The 16,744-nt window shown below is 36.0% G+C and carries 20 protein-coding genes and 3 pseudogenes; 14 read left to right on the forward strand and 9 right to left on the reverse strand.

Annotated features, from left to right (window positions below):
• Positions 1-51: 51 nt before the first annotated feature.
• Entirely contained in the window at positions 52-615 is a 564-nt protein-coding gene (locus J0N78_RS00725) for a peptidoglycan-binding domain-containing protein (RefSeq protein ID WP_209121094.1), read from the forward strand.
• Positions 616-1,100: 485 nt separating this feature from the next.
• On the opposite strand, the gene J0N78_RS00730 is transcribed toward J0N78_RS00725, so the two are convergent.
• Complete coding sequence (locus J0N78_RS00730) at positions 1,101-1,328, reverse strand: hypothetical protein (RefSeq protein ID WP_209121095.1); 228 nt, start codon at positions 1,326-1,328, stop codon at positions 1,101-1,103.
• Positions 1,329-1,590: 262 nt separating this feature from the next.
• Here J0N78_RS00730 and J0N78_RS00735 point away from each other — a divergent pair, with 262 nt between their 5' ends.
• The 4 genes from J0N78_RS00735 to J0N78_RS00750 all read left to right on the forward strand — a co-directional run bounded on the left by J0N78_RS00735 (position 1,591) and on the right by J0N78_RS00750 (position 3,883).
• On the forward strand, positions 1,591-2,049 hold the full coding sequence (locus tag J0N78_RS00735) for a DUF2306 domain-containing protein (RefSeq protein WP_209121096.1): 459 nt from the start codon (positions 1,591-1,593) through the stop codon (positions 2,047-2,049).
• Positions 2,050-2,234: 185 nt separating this feature from the next.
• Positions 2,235-2,783, forward strand: coding sequence for a glutathione peroxidase (locus J0N78_RS00740; protein WP_209121097.1), 549 nt, complete (start codon positions 2,235-2,237; stop codon positions 2,781-2,783).
• A 132-nt stretch (positions 2,784-2,915) separates the two neighbouring features.
• Positions 2,916-3,053: a hypothetical protein gene (locus J0N78_RS00745; protein WP_209121098.1), complete on the forward strand. Its 138-nt coding sequence runs from the start codon at positions 2,916-2,918 to the stop codon at positions 3,051-3,053.
• Positions 3,054-3,247: 194 nt separating this feature from the next.
• Entirely contained in the window at positions 3,248-3,883 is a 636-nt protein-coding gene (locus J0N78_RS00750; protein WP_209121099.1) for an FMN-dependent NADH-azoreductase, read from the forward strand.
• Positions 3,884-4,176: 293 nt separating this feature from the next.
• On the opposite strand, the pseudogene J0N78_RS26310 reads toward J0N78_RS00750, so the two are convergent.
• Together J0N78_RS26310 and J0N78_RS00755 are read right to left on the reverse strand one after the other, a co-directional pair.
• A pseudogene (locus J0N78_RS26310) lies at positions 4,177-4,419 on the reverse strand (aldo/keto reductase); the annotation flags it as partial.
• A gap of 140 nt (positions 4,420-4,559) precedes the next feature.
• A complete protein-coding gene (locus tag J0N78_RS00755; RefSeq protein ID WP_247747041.1) occupies positions 4,560-4,838 on the reverse strand; it encodes an HPr family phosphocarrier protein in 279 nt (92 codons plus the stop codon).
• A 215-nt stretch (positions 4,839-5,053) separates the two neighbouring features.
• On the opposite strand from J0N78_RS00755, the gene J0N78_RS00760 reads away from it, so the two are divergent.
• From J0N78_RS00760 to J0N78_RS00770, 3 genes and pseudogenes are all read left to right on the forward strand, one after another.
• Positions 5,054-5,971 (forward strand): AraC family transcriptional regulator, encoded by a 918-nt coding sequence (locus tag J0N78_RS00760; RefSeq protein ID WP_209121100.1) that lies wholly within the window; start codon positions 5,054-5,056, stop codon positions 5,969-5,971.
• A gap of 118 nt (positions 5,972-6,089) precedes the next feature.
• Positions 6,090-6,665 carry a hypothetical protein gene (locus J0N78_RS00765; RefSeq protein WP_209121101.1) on the forward strand — a complete coding sequence of 192 codons (576 nt, stop codon included), beginning with the start codon at positions 6,090-6,092 and terminating at the stop codon, positions 6,663-6,665.
• A 38-nt stretch (positions 6,666-6,703) separates the two neighbouring features.
• A pseudogene (locus tag J0N78_RS00770) lies at positions 6,704-6,904 on the forward strand (glucose-6-phosphate dehydrogenase); the annotation flags it as partial.
• Between the two features lie 530 nt (positions 6,905-7,434).
• On the opposite strand, the gene J0N78_RS00775 reads toward J0N78_RS00770, so the two are convergent.
• On the reverse strand, positions 7,435-7,674 hold the full coding sequence (locus J0N78_RS00775; protein ID WP_209121102.1) for a hypothetical protein: 240 nt from the start codon (positions 7,672-7,674) through the stop codon (positions 7,435-7,437).
• Between the two features lie 143 nt (positions 7,675-7,817).
• Between J0N78_RS00775 and J0N78_RS25575 the strand changes: the two are divergent.
• Positions 7,818-8,195 (forward strand): annotated as a pseudogene (locus tag J0N78_RS25575) (VOC family protein); the annotation flags it as partial.
• A 27-nt stretch (positions 8,196-8,222) separates the two neighbouring features.
• On the forward strand, positions 8,223-8,663 hold the full coding sequence (locus tag J0N78_RS25580) for a VOC family protein (protein ID WP_307794884.1): 441 nt from the start codon (positions 8,223-8,225) through the stop codon (positions 8,661-8,663).
• 8 nt (positions 8,664-8,671) lie between these two features.
• Here the strand turns inward: J0N78_RS25580 and J0N78_RS00785 are convergent, their stop codons facing one another.
• The gene (locus tag J0N78_RS00785; RefSeq protein WP_209121103.1) at positions 8,672-9,622 is read right to left on the reverse strand and encodes an arsenic resistance protein; all 951 of its coding nucleotides are present in this window, start codon (positions 9,620-9,622) and stop codon (positions 8,672-8,674) included.
• A gap of 383 nt (positions 9,623-10,005) precedes the next feature.
• On the opposite strand from J0N78_RS00785, the gene J0N78_RS00790 reads away from it, so the two are divergent.
• Entirely contained in the window at positions 10,006-10,377 is a 372-nt protein-coding gene (locus tag J0N78_RS00790) for an SDR family NAD(P)-dependent oxidoreductase (RefSeq protein WP_209121389.1), read from the forward strand.
• 133 nt (positions 10,378-10,510) lie between these two features.
• Here the strand turns inward: J0N78_RS00790 and J0N78_RS00795 are convergent, their stop codons facing one another.
• Positions 10,511-11,293 carry an SDR family NAD(P)-dependent oxidoreductase gene (locus J0N78_RS00795; RefSeq protein WP_209121104.1) on the reverse strand — a complete coding sequence of 261 codons (783 nt, stop codon included), beginning with the start codon at positions 11,291-11,293 and terminating at the stop codon, positions 10,511-10,513.
• Positions 11,294-11,772: 479 nt separating this feature from the next.
• On the opposite strand from J0N78_RS00795, the gene J0N78_RS00800 reads away from it, so the two are divergent.
• The 3 genes from J0N78_RS00800 (at position 11,773) to J0N78_RS25590 (ending at position 13,448) form a co-directional block, all read left to right on the forward strand.
• The gene (locus tag J0N78_RS00800) at positions 11,773-12,027 is read left to right on the forward strand and encodes a hypothetical protein (protein WP_209121105.1); all 255 of its coding nucleotides are present in this window, start codon (positions 11,773-11,775) and stop codon (positions 12,025-12,027) included.
• A gap of 111 nt (positions 12,028-12,138) precedes the next feature.
• Positions 12,139-12,690: a hypothetical protein gene (locus J0N78_RS25585; protein WP_247747042.1), complete on the forward strand. Its 552-nt coding sequence runs from the start codon at positions 12,139-12,141 to the stop codon at positions 12,688-12,690.
• A gap of 32 nt (positions 12,691-12,722) precedes the next feature.
• A complete protein-coding gene (locus J0N78_RS25590; protein WP_247747043.1) occupies positions 12,723-13,448 on the forward strand; it encodes a DEAD/DEAH box helicase in 726 nt (241 codons plus the stop codon).
• A 177-nt stretch (positions 13,449-13,625) separates the two neighbouring features.
• Here J0N78_RS25590 and J0N78_RS00810 read toward each other — a convergent pair whose 3' ends face one another.
• From J0N78_RS00810 to J0N78_RS00820, 3 genes are all read right to left on the reverse strand, one after another.
• On the reverse strand, positions 13,626-13,928 hold the full coding sequence (locus J0N78_RS00810) for a DUF2535 family protein (protein ID WP_209121106.1): 303 nt from the start codon (positions 13,926-13,928) through the stop codon (positions 13,626-13,628).
• A gap of 109 nt (positions 13,929-14,037) precedes the next feature.
• Positions 14,038-15,165: a carboxynorspermidine decarboxylase gene (nspC, locus tag J0N78_RS00815; RefSeq protein WP_209121107.1), complete on the reverse strand. Its 1,128-nt coding sequence runs from the start codon at positions 15,163-15,165 to the stop codon at positions 14,038-14,040.
• A 1-nt stretch (position 15,166) separates the two neighbouring features.
• On the reverse strand, positions 15,167-16,405 hold the full coding sequence (locus J0N78_RS00820; RefSeq protein ID WP_209121108.1) for a saccharopine dehydrogenase family protein: 1,239 nt from the start codon (positions 16,403-16,405) through the stop codon (positions 15,167-15,169).
• Between the last annotated feature and the right edge of the window lie 339 nt (positions 16,406-16,744).

The following is a 16,744-nucleotide window of genomic DNA, read 5'->3' on the forward strand; positions in this document are numbered from 1 at the left end:
GGATCCCGCGTTCCATTGTTGAAAGGTAAAAAATAACAGGAGATGGTTTCTTTGAAAAAATGGAAAATGATTTCGGCAACTGTTGTAACAGCTTCAGTATTATTATTAGGTATACCTGTAGGAATTGGTGCTCAAGAAGGTAATAATTATTCGATTTTTGATTTAGCATCATCGGAAGTCTTAAAAGAAGGTTCACGAGGGCAAAACGTAAAGATCATGCAGCGGGCCTTAAATAAGGCTATGGGTGCTGAACTATCAGAGGATGGAATTTTTGGTCCTAATACAAAAACAGCAGTTCTTGCTTTTCAAAAGTCACAAAAACAATTAGTTAATGATGGGATATATGGTCCAAGGACCCATGCGATGCTTTCAAAACAAGTAAATTCATTTGGGTTTGCTGACACTGTATTAAAAATGGGTAGTCGGGGAGAAGCAGTGAAGACCCTCCAAAAAGGGTTAAATGATATGAGTTATAATTTGACGGTGGATGGTGTATTCGGACCTAAAACAAAGGATGCAGTAATAAAATTTCAAAAGCGCTTTCCAGAGTTAGCGAACGATGGAATTTTTGGGCCAAAAACAAAAGCCGTAATGGATAAGGTGTTAAATGATTAACGAGTATTTCAGGAGCTAATTATAATAATTGTATACGAAGATGAACAGTTACTTTCAAAAAGGAGTCTTGGACACAATTTAGACACAGTTTGGACAATAAAACTTGAAATCTGGACCATATATTTGAAATTTGGATCATAAAACTAAGAATCTGGATCATAAAATCATAATAATGCCCGGGGGGGTACCATAACTGAAAGGTATCTCGATTTCTTGCTCTAGCACAGCGTGGTTGAGGTGCCTAACTCTTTGCTTTTGTGTACAAGGTTTTCCAGATAATTATCATTCCTTTGATGATCAGGTTGAAGCTTTAAACGTACAGAACTTGTCCAAAAAAATGCACACTTATTTTATTTTGTAGATGAACTGTTGAGTTGAACGATTCGAAGGTTTATAGATCATCTATGAATTTTTAAACCACAAGCACAACCCAAAAGGATTGTGCTTTTTAATACGTAAAAGACTGAAAAAAACACGTAGGTAACTTATTTTTTCTTCTTTTTTGAAATATCAATTGTAGGTTTAGTTGTAGGTTTGGTCTTATTAACGTTTTCAAAGATAACTTCAACATAAAATTTTTCATCAATACTATTAACACTAGCAACTTTACTCTTACGACCTTTAATAGTTAAATGATCACCTATGGATGGAACGGTTTGAAGCAATTGACATAATAATAGATCCCTTTTGTTTAAAAAATAAACATTAAACATTTTATTATCACCTATTTCATTTGATATGTGTTATGTATTATGTATAAAATCTTCATGTTGCTTCCTACAAATAATTTATTTGGTAATAGTCAAATTTAGAACAAAAAACGATTATAAATATTCAATTAAGATAATATTTTAGGAAGAATATGGTGTTATTTTACTAGTTTTGTTAATGTCCAAAGTTCTTGGAATACGAAGTACGAAGAGCTTATAGGAAAAAAATAAATAAAGTATTAGTATGTTATAGGAGTGGAGTTGATTGATAAGTCTATTTTTATTCACACATATAATTACTGGGGTAATTTGTTTAGTCAGTGGTGTTTTTGCTATGTCCTCGAGGAAAAAGAAAGGCATACATACGGTATCAGGTGAAATATACCATTGGTCATACGTCTTCGTGTTTGTTACTGCTGTCGTTCTATCTATGCTTCATTGGGATGAAAGCGCATATCTTTTTTATATTGGTGTATTTTCTTATGCTCTTGCTATGCTTGGTTATTTATCAGCAAAAATGAAATGGAAGAACTGGTTAGGTTCACACATTGGGGGAATGCTAGGTTCTTACATCGGGATCGTTACAGCTACTATCGTTGTAAATGTCCCTAAAATTCCTATTTTAAATGAACTTCCAACACTTTTATTTTGGTTTTTACCAACACTTATTGGAACACCTTTTATATTCAAGGTTGGGCAAAAATATAAATCTATAAAGAAGTAAGGTATGCTAAGCTTCTTTAAATGCGTTCAAGTTGACGTGTTTTATCATTTCGGTATATTCCGACATATTTCAGGGAGGTGCAGTGAAGGATCCCATTGAAAATTCAGTTGAATTGTAATAGTCTAAAAATACAACACGTCTAACACACATTTAACCAAAATTTATAAATGATAAAGGAGAATATTATGTCCGTATATTCATTTCACGCAAATCTATCAAATGGTGAAGAAATTAGCCTAGAGAAATACAAAGGAGACGTGATGTTAATCATAAACACAGCTAGCAAATGTGGATTAACACCACAATACGAAGGATTAGAAAACTTATATAACAAGTACAAAAATGAGGGATTTACAATACTTGCTTTTCCATGTAACCAATTTGGGGGACAAGAGCCAGGTACTGATGACGAAATTAAAAATTTTTGCTCAGTAAATTACAATGTAACTTTTCCGCTTTTTCAAAAAGTAGAGGTTAATGGTGAAAATGCTCATCCTTTATATAAGTATTTACGGGAGCAAAAGCCGCAAGATGTGGGTATGGATGAAAGCAGCAGATTGTATAAGCATTTAAAAAATAAGGTGCCAGAATTGTTGGAAGAATCAAACATAAGGTGGAATTTCACGAAATTTCTCATTGATCAAAATGGTGAAGTCGTAACACGCTTTGCTCCAACTACAAGTCCAGAAGAAATAGAAGGTACCATTAAAGAATTATTATTCACGTATAAATAATGAGTAACATTCGCGAATTTAATTGAAGTAGGATTAAAGTTTGTAATAAAAGTTTTCAGAATAATCTTCCAATAGTGAGGAATAATTAGTAAAATATTGGTTATAGTACTATTGATGGAGGTGAAATTATTCATGGAAACTAAACCATTACATTATGATGGAAGTGTTCAAAACAGTGAAAGTCTAGAAAGTGAAGCCAACAATGAAACATTTGAATTAACAGATGAAATCCGGAAAAATATAAGTGGAAATCCATATATGAATAATTAAATGGAATAATACCTAAAGGGTGGCTTTTAAAAAAGTACATCCTTTTTTGATTTTTATAAGCAATATATTTGCAATATCATTTAGACTTATATAAAATTTATCTTGAATTAAATATATATTGTTTCAAGATAAAGTGTATATTTAAACATTTCACACAAATTATATTGAACAACAAGGAAGATAGGATGTTAAAAATGGCAAAAGTATTGTACATCACTGCTCATCCACACGATGATACACAATCTTACAGTATGGCAGTAGGAAAGGCTTTTATTGATACTTACAAAGAAGCAAATCCAAACGATGAAATTGTGAACGTTGACCTTTATAAGAAGAATATTCCACAGATTGATGTAGATGTTTTTAGTGGTTGGGGTAAGCTCCAGTCTGGGAAGGGATTTGAAGAACTTTCATCCGATGAGAAAGCAAAAGTAGGAAGATTATCGGAACTATGTGAACAATTTATATCAGCTGATAAATATGTTTTTGTCACACCTTTGTGGAATTTTTCATTCCCACCTGTATTAAAAGCATATATTGATGCAGTGTCTGTGGCAGGTAAAACCTTTAAATATACTGAACAAGGTCCAGTAGGTCTCCTAACTGATAAAAAAGCTTTACATATACAAGCTCGTGGAGGAATTTATTCAGAAGGACCGGCTGCTCAAATGGAAATGGGACATCGTTATTTGAATATTATTATGCAATTCTATGGAGTACCTTCATTTGAAGGCTTATTTGTAGAAGGTCATGCAGCAATGCCAGATAAGGCACAAGAAATAAAAGAAAACGCAATGGCAAGAGCTAAGGATTTAGCTCATACTTTTTAACTTTACTAAAGAAGCCAACACTTGTTGGCTTCTTAATTTGCAACTTATGAGTGCGAGAATTCAACAGAACAACGCTTTAGACTGAATGTAAAGAATAGGGAAACAAAAAGCGAACAAGAGTAAAAGTGCCTGACCCAAAATAAAATGTACCCTTTGTAAAAGACATTTTAACAGGGATAGGGCACTTTTTTGCTGTCGGGCATGGAATTCGTTATTTAGTAAACCAAATAGATGAGCAGCTACCGCATCTTCGAGATGAGACATTTTCGTAGCCCCAATGATTGGAGAAGTAATAGGTTCCCTTTTGCAAGCGGACTCCACGGAAATACACCGATTTTTTCTTCTGTACAAAGCGGCAGCATCTCCCTCTCCTCCTCAAGATATAAGAGGTTTAAATGTTTTTGCATCGATATGAACCGAGTCCATCCATTATTCTACGCTATATGTAATGCCTTAAGAAACTGTCATGCGTACATGGAAGAAGCGCCAATATATCTCGCTTTTCCCGTCTTAACAACATCATGCAATGCTTTCATTCATAATGGCCTTTCGGGAAAGCCCGACACCATTTGGACCTTCATGCATGCGGAAATATATCCAAGTTTCACATATTCCATTTTAATCAGTCCTCATTCTCTAAAATATGGGAAAACTAAGCATGTAATGAAAAGTACCCCTATTCCTTAGTTATTTTCTCTTTATTCAAATGCTTTTCTATTGATTGTAAAGCCTGATGCTCGTCAATTCCGTCAGCCCTTATATTAAATTGAGCACCAGGTCTAATTCCTAACGACATAACATCCATTATGGACTTGGGTGAGTTTTTTAGGTCAACAGATTTCCCTTGATATTCAAGATATATTTTAGATGTAAACTTGCAGGCAACTTTTATTAACAAGGTTGCTGGACGAGCAAATCCAGTACTCATAATGATTTTAAATTGTTTTTCTATCATTCTTCAAATACTCCTCTACCTATATTTTGATAACTTTGCAATCATAGAAATAATGTTATGTAAAAAGCTTTAGTATCCTTATTATGAAACAAATGAAAGCACTACCGTTATCTCATTCGTCCCAAATGATTGCCTAATCTTCTCATAACCACTAACGTAACAGAGAATATGCGTTATAATGGAACTATCAAGGATGAAGGAACAAGGAGGGTTTTATGTCTGAATGTATATATAAACAGCAGGATGAGCTAGCCAAGCTAATTGAGCGTAATTCAGAGCAGGATGGTGTTCACATAACTGCTATTCCGTCTTTATTTTTTATTAGTGAATCTCATGTTACCGAACCAGTTTATGGAGTTTACAAACCCTCCTTATGCATTATCGTTCAAGGTGAAAAGGAGGTATTGCTGGCACAGGATCGCTTTAGGTACGGCCCTGGCGATTACATTGTTGCATCGGTTAACTTGCCGATTACCGGACAAGTTATAGAAGCCTCTTCTGATGCTCCATATTTGGCACTCAAAATTGAATTTACACCGAGTCAAATTTTAGAGGTTTTGAGTGCTTCTAAAATTCGAGTTGGACCAAAAAAAGATGCGAAACGAGCTATGTTTGTCAGCAAAACAGAGCCATCTCTGTTGGATGCAGTAGTCAGGCTAGCTCACTTGCTAGATAATCCGGAAGATATCCCGGTACTTGCTCTTTTATTCACGAAGGAAATTCTCTATAGGCTTCTGCAAGGACCAAATGGAGGAGCTCTCGAACAAATGGCAATAGAAGGTAGCTATACCTACCGAATCGGAGGCGTTATCGAACATATTATGAAAAATTTTGATAGGACTTTTCGAATTGAGGAGCTTGTGGAAATAGCAAATATGAGTGTTTCTTCACTTCATAGGCACTTTAAAGACGTAACCGCTATGAGCCCTATTCAGTTCCAAAAACAACTGAGATTGCAGGAAGCCAGGCGCCTGTTATTATCCGAGTCAACAGATGCAGCTGATGTCGCATTCCGGGTAGGCTATGAAAGTCCATCGCAATTCAGCCGTGAATATTCCCGAATGTTTGGTTTTCCACCTAGAGAAGATATAAAGCGCTTGAGGGAGAAATATGACCAAAGGATAAACGTATAAGCTGCTTGATTAAGTGAGGATCGCTTTTCTTCTTTGCTGACGAACAGGACTGTTGCACAATAGTTTGTAACCTTATGAAATTTTTGTACGTTTATTTATAAGGAGGTGACTTTTATAAATGAGAAAACTAATTATTTTAGGAACTATAATATTGCCAATTTTTCTAGCCAGTTGTGGTTCAGAACAAGAAAATAATAACCTTACAGCAGAATTAGATGAATTCAAAGTATTAAATACGACAGTCGAGGAAACAGAGGGAGATTTTATTTATCGTATTGTAACTGAAAAAGAAGAGTATCGTAAAAATGAAACAGTAAATATATATTCTGAATTAGAGTATATTGGTGATAAAGAAGAGGTGACGATTTTTCACGCTGCTTCACCATTTAATTTCCCTATGTTTGAAAAAACGCGAGGGTTTGAGATTGGTTATCCGATGGAGGAGCCGTTGATAAGGACAACTCTTAAGAAAGGTCAGCCAATTCGGGAAGAATATAGGAGAAGCGGTGGGTATGGTTCTCAAGATGAAAGCGATTATGTTGACTTTATGAAAAGCTTTATAAAAGACGGTTTCCTTCCTGGCTATTATGTTGTTAATGGGTATGTTGATTTTTATGTTGAAAACAATGATAACAGTAGAAAAGATTATATGATAAAAGGAAAAATTGACTTTAAAGTTATAGAGAACAAGTAACATTCTTCGATTAAAGAAAAGTGATCGAAGCCGTTTGTAAGCGTATGAAAGTAAAATCAACGCGGATTATGATTGAATTTAAAAATCCGTTAAAATAGCTTTACCAATCTGAAAATGAGAAAACATTTCCTAATCTTTTGATGATTGGAATTAATCCAGATGAAGGCGTTTCATTACAACTAAATAGTAAAAACCCATTAAAAGACGGAAAAATTCAACCAATCCATGTAGATTTCTCTACATAAGGAAGAATTAGTTTGTTAAAGAATAAGAGTTTAAATTTCGAGGATGTCTAGCTACAGCGCCCAGCGTCTAGTGGACTTCGCTCCCCCTCCTTACGATAAGTCAACATCGCATCGCTTTCGCTCTGCGTGTTTCCTTTATCTCATACGGTGGGGCTCCAGTCCATACGCCGCTAAACGGGCGCTTGCGCTTTTCATGTCTAGCTACAGCGCCCACCGACTAGCGAGACTTCCCTCACCGCCGTACGATAAGTCAACATCGGCTCGTTAGCACTCGCCGTGTCTCCTTTATCTCCTGCGGTTCAGTCCAGTCCGTACGTCGGTAAACGGCGCGCTTGCGCTTTTCTTGTTGTACAATCTATTTCTTCTCCTTTTTTATAATACGGGTGCTTTGGTTTAATAAAATGGTTAAAGCCAACGTCGATGTCGGATAGAAAGTGACAGATGCGTACGAGGCAAACTTTCAAGGTTACTAAGAATACCCGAATGACGTACAGATAAGCTCCTTTTGTTTGGATCCATGGCAATTATTTTCTAGAACCATATACTTGTTGAAACCATTCAGGTGGGATCATCTGTGATGAAGGCCCTTCTTGATATGGCCCGTAAACTAAAAGTTCACTAGGACTAGGATACGGTATTTGATTTTGATGATATCCCAATGGTTGATATGGTGCTTGGTTAGGATATCCGTTACAAAAATAAGCTTTATTTTTGTAACCATAATAAGGTAAAGGTTGGTAAGGGTTATAGAAATAAGGATACAATTTTTAAATTCCTCCCGTTTTAAAAATGTTTCTAAATAGAGTATGTTAATTACTCATAAAAAGTGAGCGTTAGCTAGATGGAACCAAATAAAAAATACCCAGCCTTATTTCTCATGCGTGGGATCGGTAAAGGAGATTTATTTATGCAAAAAATTAACCCCTGTTTGTGGTATGACAATAATGCGGAAGAGGCAGTGAATTTTTATATTTCTATTTTTACTAATTCAAAGATTGGACGTATTACTCGCCATAACAAAGCTACAGTAGAAGCGTCAGGGTAGTCTGAAGGCAGTGCAATGACAGTGGAATTTGAACTTAACGGCCAGAAATTCTTGGCATTAAATGGGGGATCCCATTTTAAATTTACACCTGCCATATCATTCATTGTAAACTGCACTACGAAAGATGAGATAGATGAGCTTTGGACGAAGTTGTTGGACGGCGGTAATGTGTTGATGCCGCTTGATAAATATCCATTTAGTGAAAGATATGGTTGGATAGAGGATAAGTTTGGTGTATCGTGGCAGCTGATTTTAGCTGATTACATAGTGGAGCAAACGATTGTCCCGAAACTGATGTTTGTCGGTGACATATGTGGCAAAGCCGAAGATGCTATTAATTTCTACCAATCCATATTCGAAGATTCAAAGGTTGGAACTATTTTTCGTTATGGTGCAGGACAAAAACCTGACAAGGAAGGGACTATTATGTTCGCGGATTTCACGCTTGGAGGACACTATTTTGCGGCGATGGACAGTGCTCATAATCATAATTTTACTTTCAATGAAGCAATTTCTTTTATTATCAATTGTGAGACGAAAGAAGAAGTTGACCACTATTGGGAAAAACTTTCAGCAGTCCCTGAAGCAGAGCAATGCGGTTGGTTAAAGGATAAGTATGGTTTATCATGGCAAGTTGTACCAACAGCTTTATCAGAAATGTTGAATGCCCCTGACAAAGAAAAATCAGCACGAGTTAGCAAAAATTAAAGAATCAGTTAGTTTAACTGATTGGCTTTTAATAATAAAAGTTGAGTGATGATAGCAAGAACAGGTAATTCTAATAATGGACCAATAACTAATGTAAGAGCTATTAAAGGTTGGTTTGGAAATGCTGTCATAGCGATTGCTAAAGCGATGGGTGAATTTCGAGCTAAAGTAGTTAAACTTAGGCTTGCTCTGTCTTTATATGGGAACTTCAATACCTTACCAACCTTTTGTCCAACAATAAAATTCACCACAAAAAATAATAGGATAGGAGCCGTTATTTGCCACATTAAATTTAAGTTATCAAGTAGCAATTTCCCTTGTGATGCAAACATAGCTACAATTGCAAGGCTTAGGAAAATAATCGGTAAAACACTAAGATTAGATATAAGCTTTCCTCTTAACTGTTGTTTATTTCTCAAAAATATTTTGGTTAGAAATGCTAGAAATAATGGTGCGAACAGCACAATAATAATACTTTCCACTAAAAACGTAAGTTCAATAACTCCTGTCCTCCCACCAAAAATAAGTAAGTAAATAGGTAATAGAATGACTTGTAGTATTAAATTTAATGGTAAGATTGCCATTGATAAAGCTACATTCCCTTTCGCGATCCCGGTGAAAATTAAGTACCAATCAGTACAAGGTGTAACCATTAACATAATAAATCCTATATATAACGCTGGATTGTCAGCTAAAAATATGAAAGCTAAAAGCCACGCTAATATCGGTGTCCAGACAAAATTAATGATGACCGATGTGTATGTAAACTTGATGTTCTTAAAAGCTTTCTTTATTTCTTCAATAGGGATTTGGAAGAAAGTAATATATAGCATGGCTACTAATAAAGGAACAATAAAGCTTTCCACATTAGCTCGTATTGCCTCAATTTGTCCTATACTTATTCCAATAATAACTGATAATAAAATGATAAATGAATACAACTTTTCGATTAATCTCATTCACATAGTCACACCTTACGATAACAAATTTTACCCAATTGTAATTTTATCATAATTAAAGTGTACTATAAGCAATTCCTGATTGAAGAACGGGTATATGAGTTTAAAGTTAATATTAAGAAAGAGTGTTATTGGGGCTAATGCAGCAGATAAGTGCAATAACAATATTGTTAATTCATCCTTCACGATTATCAAGTGTCATACTGTATGAACTATTAAATAAAGATGAACGAACTTAACTCCATTTCTAGGCATAAGTTAATAAATAATACCTAGAGAGGAGAAGAAAAATAGAACAGCAACAATACGTGATAAAAACAGAAAAGATACCTGTTCAATTCCCACCACAACATCAGCCATTTCATCCGGGGCTTGAATGGTTGATGGTACCAAGACCTATTTCAGAAACCGACGCTTATCGCCCAACAGGTAAATTACAGGGGAAAGTAGCTATCATTTCAGGTGGAGATAGCGGTATTGGAAGAGCAATTGTGTATTTAAATGAACATATTGATGCTTTGGAAACGAAGCACCGTGTTGAGCAACTAGGACAACATTGCCTTGTCCTTGCTGGAGATTTAGGACAAGAAAAGACAAGTCAACAAGTGGTACAGCAAACCTTACATGCCTTTGGTAAAATAGATATCATTGTAAATAATTGTGCGGAATCTTACCCAAAAGAACGATTAACGGAAATAACGACGGAGCAACTTCTACGAGTTTTTCAATCGAATGTTTTTTCTTATTTTTACTAGACGCTATCCATAAATAAGGATAGCGTTTTATCAAATGTGTACCAGCACTTTTTCATCTAGTACATACTCAGTTCATATTCACCTGATATATTTACACTTAAATATATAAAAAGAAAGGCAATCATCTGCGTTTTTAAAGTGCTGCGCCTTTTCCGCCATCAATGTTTATTGAAGTGCCTGTTACATATGAAGCAGCATCTGACGAAAGGAAAGTGATGACTTTTGCAGCTTCTTCTGTATTACCGATCCGTCCTAATGGAATCCCGTGGCTAGGATCAGCAGAAAACTCTTCCCATGTCTTTTCAGGAGCACGTTTTTTCCACATTTTTTCAATTTGATCACTTCGAATTAAACCGATACATACTGTGTTTACCCTAATTTGGTCAGAGGCAAGATCATTACTCATGGCTTTTGTCAAAGCCAAACCAGCTGCGCGACTTACATTTGTTGGCAAGCCTGATGCGGGCGGAGTTTTGGCGGATGAAGTTGTAATGTTAACAATTGAACCACCTCCAACTTTTTTCATAAAAGGAAGCGCATATCGTGAGCAATAGATTGCTCCGAATAATTTTAAATCTAAGTCTTCTTTCCATAGAGCCGTATCAACTAGTTCAAATGGTTTCGCATTAGCTGTTCCAGCATTATTAATGAGAATATCTAAACGTCCAAAGTGTTCAGCTGCTTTCTCCACAGCATGCTTACAATCGTCTTCTTTTGATACATCGGCTTGGATTGGTAAGACTTCAGCACCTGTTCTTTCTGTAATATCATTTGCAGCCTTATGTAGATTGTTTTCGTTTCGTGCAATAATGGCAATCTTAGTTCCTTCATACGCTAATTGAAGAGCGGTTTCTAAACCGATTCCTTTACTGCCTCCTGTTATCATCGCGACTTTTCCGGATAATCCTAAATCCAATGTTCGCTACCCTCTTTCTAACTTTATATTTATTGTTGTACATACGCTTATTATAAATAAAAAAAGAAGTGCCTGAAACCGATCTTTCCTAATATTTAAACTACATTAATATAAATCTGTAAACTTTGTACAAACCTTAGTATTATGAAATTTTTACGTTATTATTTCGTATTCTTCAACAGGCGCTCTTTCTTAAAGAATAAAAAAGTTTAAATTTCGAGAATGTCTAGCTACAGGTGTCATCGGCTCGAGGTCGCTTCGGTCCATCAAACGTGTCTAAAAGTCAAGACACTAATTGCTGGCCCTCCAGCGCTTGTCGCCGATAAGCAGACACCTTCCGTTTTTCTTAATAAGGAGCGCCTATTTACATTAGGTTATAGTTTATTAAGCATTTTAATAAATCAGTTGATATATTATATCGATTATAAATTATGTTAAGATAAGAGAATATAACGATTTTCGGAGAGGTGATACAAAAAATGGAAAAACTCTGTGGGAGTTGTTCGAAAAATAAGGGGATCTCAAAGGAAGAAAGAATGAAAATTGCGATGTCTCGTTTGCCCGGAACGGTATATATTTGTCCAGAATGTAACGAGGAACACATGCTGCAACATGCGCAAAAGGTCGTTGATGGAAAAAGTATGGAGATAGAGGAGCTACTTATTGTTCCAGAGGAAGAAAAGTCAAATAAAAAGAAAAATAACTCTCCTCATGAACAGTTGAGCTTATTTTAAAGAACAACTTTCTATATAATAATATCGAATATTATAAATAATAGAATACGAGATTATCGCTAGAATAGTAATATCTTCTTTTGTAAGATTTCGGAGCGGAAGGTGAATTTATTGAGTAAATATCTATTTAAATGGAAAGCGGATTTATTTGATATAAATACTCTAGAAATGGATAAAGGTCTTGTCCGATTTTTTGAAGACATAGAAAGTTTAGATGAGCCCTTAGAATTTACTAATGAAGAAAACACAATATGGAAGTTCAAGGTGAATTTGACGGAGAAGACAATAAGCGGTCGGGGTTTGAAAGGTTTTTTTAAGTCTTATGAATCAAATTGTTTATTCATTGAAAGAAGCAGCGATAAAAAAATCAAAGTTTCTTCGTTGCCAATTGCAAACACTAATGTTGTAAAAAATTTAATCAGTAATCCTGAAGCAGCAGAGCGTACAGAAGATGTACTAAAAGCAATGAATAATATGAAACAAAGTTCGGAAATTTGGTATCAATTATACGATTTAGCACAAGATTTTCAGTTTGATATACATCGTGGCACCCTCATTTGTCTACCACACCTGCGAGAACTAGAAGTATATGACTATCAAGTAAAAACAGTTAAATCCGTTATGCATCGTTTAAAGGGACGAGCCTTTTATGTGATGAAGTAGGTCTAGGGAAAACCATTGAAGCTGGTATGACCATGCAAGAATATATCATTCGTGGATTAGCCCGTAAAATTCTTATTCTTTGTCCCCCTTCGCTTGTACAGCAATGGGAAAATGAGATGAAACGAAAATTTAATCAAGACTTCATAAGGTCTGATGATTCTGGATTTAAAAAAATGGGGAAAGAGGCATGGGCACACTATCCTAAAGTAATCGCCTCAATCGCAATGGCTAAACGAAAAGAACATCGTGAAATAATTTGTGATCAACATTATGATCTCATTATCGTTGATGAAGCCCATCATATAAAAAATAGAAACACACAGGCTTGGAAGAAAAAACTAGGCTTTAAAGTTGCTGAGTTTCATGGCGGACTTAGGAGGAAAGAAAAAGAGGATCAAGTAACTTATTTTAGAGAAGAGGCAGATGTTCTCGTAAGTACTGAAGTCGGTGGTGAAGGTCGTAACCTACAATTTTGTCATGGGATGATAAACTACGATATTCCTTGGAATCCAATGGCAATTGAACAAAGAATAGGTCGGATACACCGAATAGGGCAGGAAAAAGATGTTTATGTTTATAATTTAGTTGCCAAACAAACAATAGAACACCATATTTTAAATCTTTTGGATCGAAAAATAAACATGTTTGAGCTTGTAGTAGGGGAAGTAGACATGATCCTTGGAGATATTGAAGAAAAAAACGATTTTGCAGATTTAGTTATGGATGCTTGGGTAAAATCAGATACAGCGAAGAGTTAGCGTCTAGTACGAATGATTAAAAAAATATAAAAACAATTTAATAAATTGTTCAAGCTAACCTGTTAGATGATGAAGAAGGAAATGTTGTTCATATTACACATACGAGCTAATCGTCTTTCGATTGTTTATAAGAGATGACAAAATCCAGTAGCACAATGAGCTACTGGATTTCATAATTTATGAAGGAAAGTCATCGTTCCTGACGGATGAAGGAAAATAGATAAGAGAGTCGTCGTTGCTCTTACGATTATCAATATGAAATAAATTCTCGAAGTCAGACCATTTGATTTTTCGCTTCAAATAGTCACGAAAGGAAAAGCAGTCTTTTGTTTGACGTTGATTGTACAGTGGCGAAATAAACATTTGCAAGCGAGCTTGAATCATGAAAAAATGGCGATGACTACGTGCAACAACAGGGATGTCCACGACTTTTAACTTCTGGCCTACGACATTTTGAAATTCTACGGTCTTATATAACAAACTATCAGCCTCTTTTTATTCGTTTGTTTCATTATACCATAAAAAACCAGACTCTACGTTTAGAATCTGGTTATTGTGTGTACTTTTCTGAATATTTTCTATGACTCTCTTATGCGAGTCTCATTTTAAAGTCTTGATAGCCAAATTCGCGTACGACTTTACAATCGCCATTTTTTTCTTTCACGGCGATGGCTGGTAACGGCATTCCGTTAAACGTCGTCGTTTTGACCATCGTATAAATGGCCATATCGCCGAATACTAAGCGGTCGCCGCTTTTCAATGGCGTATCGAACGAATAATCGCCGATGACATCTCCTGCTAAACATGTTTGCCCGCCAAGTCGATAGGTATATGGCTTTTCACCAGCTTCTCCAGAACCAAATAGGGGAGGGCGGTACGGCATTTCCAAAACATCCGGCATATGACAGGTTGCTGACGTGTCAAGAATCGCGATGTCCATTCCGTTTTGATGCGTATCAAGAACCGAAGTAACGAAGTAGCCTGCATTTAAGGCAACGGCTTCTCCTGGCTCCAAATATACTTTTAAGCCATATTTCTCTTGCATTCTTTTAATACAATCTTCCAGTAATGGAATATCATAGTCTTCTCTTGTAATATGGTGGCCGCCTCCGAAGTTAATCCATTCCATTTGCGGCAGCCACTGGCCGAATTTTTCCTCTATTGCTCGAAGTGTCGTATCTAAATCATCCGAGTTTTGCTGACAAAGAGTGTGGAAGTGTAACCCTGTTACACCTTCTAGCAAGTCAGGACGAAACTGCTCTGTTGAAGCACCGAACCTTGAACCTGGGGAACAAGGGTCATAGATAGCATGTCCAACCTGTGTAGAACATTGCGGATTAATGCGCAAGCCGACTTTTTTTCCTGCTTGAAGTGCTTTATGTTTGAACTTGTCTAGCTGCGAGAAGGAATTGAAGATGATATGATCGCAAATCGATACAATTTCATCTATTTCGTCGTCACGATAGGCAGGGGCAAAGACATGATTTTCTTTGCCCATTTCTTCGTGGCCTAGGCGAGCTTCGTATAAGCCGCTAGCTGTCGTCCCGCTTAAATACTCTCCAATGAGAGGATAAAAGTAAGACATGGAAAATGCTTTTTGTGCTAAAACAATTTTACATCCTGTACGCTCTATGACCCCATTTAGGATTTGTAAATTTCTTTCTAGTAGTGCTTCATCTATTACGTAGCATGGTGTCGGTAGTTCTTCAAATTTCATTTTAGCGAACAAGCTCCGGCTCTTTTTGTTCTACAGGCTTTCCATCGACAAGCTCAGGATCGAAGCTTTCTTTCCATGGTAATCCCCATTTGTTTAATGCTTCCATAAATGGATCTGGATCAAATTCTTCAATGTTGTATACGCCTGGTTTGTTCCATTTGCCAGTCATCAGCATCATCGCACCAATCATGGCAGGCACGCCAGTTGTATAAGATACTGCTTGTGAGCCTACTTCTTTAAAGCACGCTTCGTGGTCACAAACATTGTATACATAATACGTTTTATCTTTTCCGTCTTTTTTCCCTTGGAAAATACAACCGATGTTTGTTTTTCCTTTTGTACGTGGACCAAGAGTAGCAGGATCCGGTAACAACGCTTTTAAGAACTGAAGCGGCACGATTTGTTTTCCTTCGTATTCAATTGGCTCAATTGACGTTAAGCCAACATTTTCTAAGCACTTTAAGTGAGTTAAATAGCTCTCACCAAACGTCATGAAAAAGCGGATTCGTTTTAAGCCAGGAATGTTTACTGCAAGTGATTCAAGTTCTTCATGATATAATAAATACATATCTTTTTCGCCAACTTCAGGGAAGTTGTATACGCGCTTAATTTCCATCGGTTTCGTTTCTACCCATTCACCATTTTCCCAGTAACGACCATTCGCAGACACTTCACGAATGTTGATTTCCGGATTGAAGTTAGTTGCAAATGGATAGCCATGGTCTCCTGCATTACAATCGAGAATATCGATATATTCGATTTCATCAAAATGATGCTTTAGAGCATGCGCAGAGAAAACACCCGTTACACCAGGATCAAAGCCACTTCCTAAAAGAGCAGTTATTCCTGCTTTTTCAAAGCGCTCACGATATTCCCATTGCCACTTATATTCAAATTTTGCCGTATCTTCCGGCTCATAATTTGCCGTATCTAAATAGTTCGTTTTCGTTGCAAGGCAAGCATCCATAATCGTTAAATCTTGATATGGTAACGCTAAGTTCATAACAACATCTGGCTTAACTTCTTCAATTAAAGCAATAAGCTCATCTACATTATCTGCATCAACTTGTGCAGTACTAATTTTTGTTTTTCCGCCATCTAGTTTCGCTTTTAGGTCGTCACATTTTGACTTTGTACGACTTGCGATACAAATTTCTTCAAATACTTCACTGTTTTGAACGCATTTGTGGATAGCTACAGAAGCTACACCACCACAACCAATAATAAGTGCTTTTCCCATTTCACATAACTCCTAACTAAATAAATTTTGCAATATTAGAGGGTTTGTCACAACCAAAAGGGGTGAATAACTACTTAAGGCAATACCCCATAAAAAAGTTTTAAAACAAACAAAAAAGCAAGTGTACACGCAGCACTCGCGCACAACACTTGCTTAAGACATAATCAATCATATTAAAAAGCATAAGTATACCATGATATAGACATATGTATGCGTTTATCTTAATAGTCCAAATAATAGTATAATAAAAAGCTTTTAATATTCAAAATATATCATAATAGGCTCAGAGTCTATATAGCAAATAATTACTTTTAGCACTCTTATTGACCGTTTCACAAG

This window comes from Alkalihalobacillus sp. BA299 (assembly GCF_017745675.1).
Lineage (GTDB): Bacteria > Bacillota > Bacilli > Bacillales > Bacillaceae_F > Alkalihalobacterium.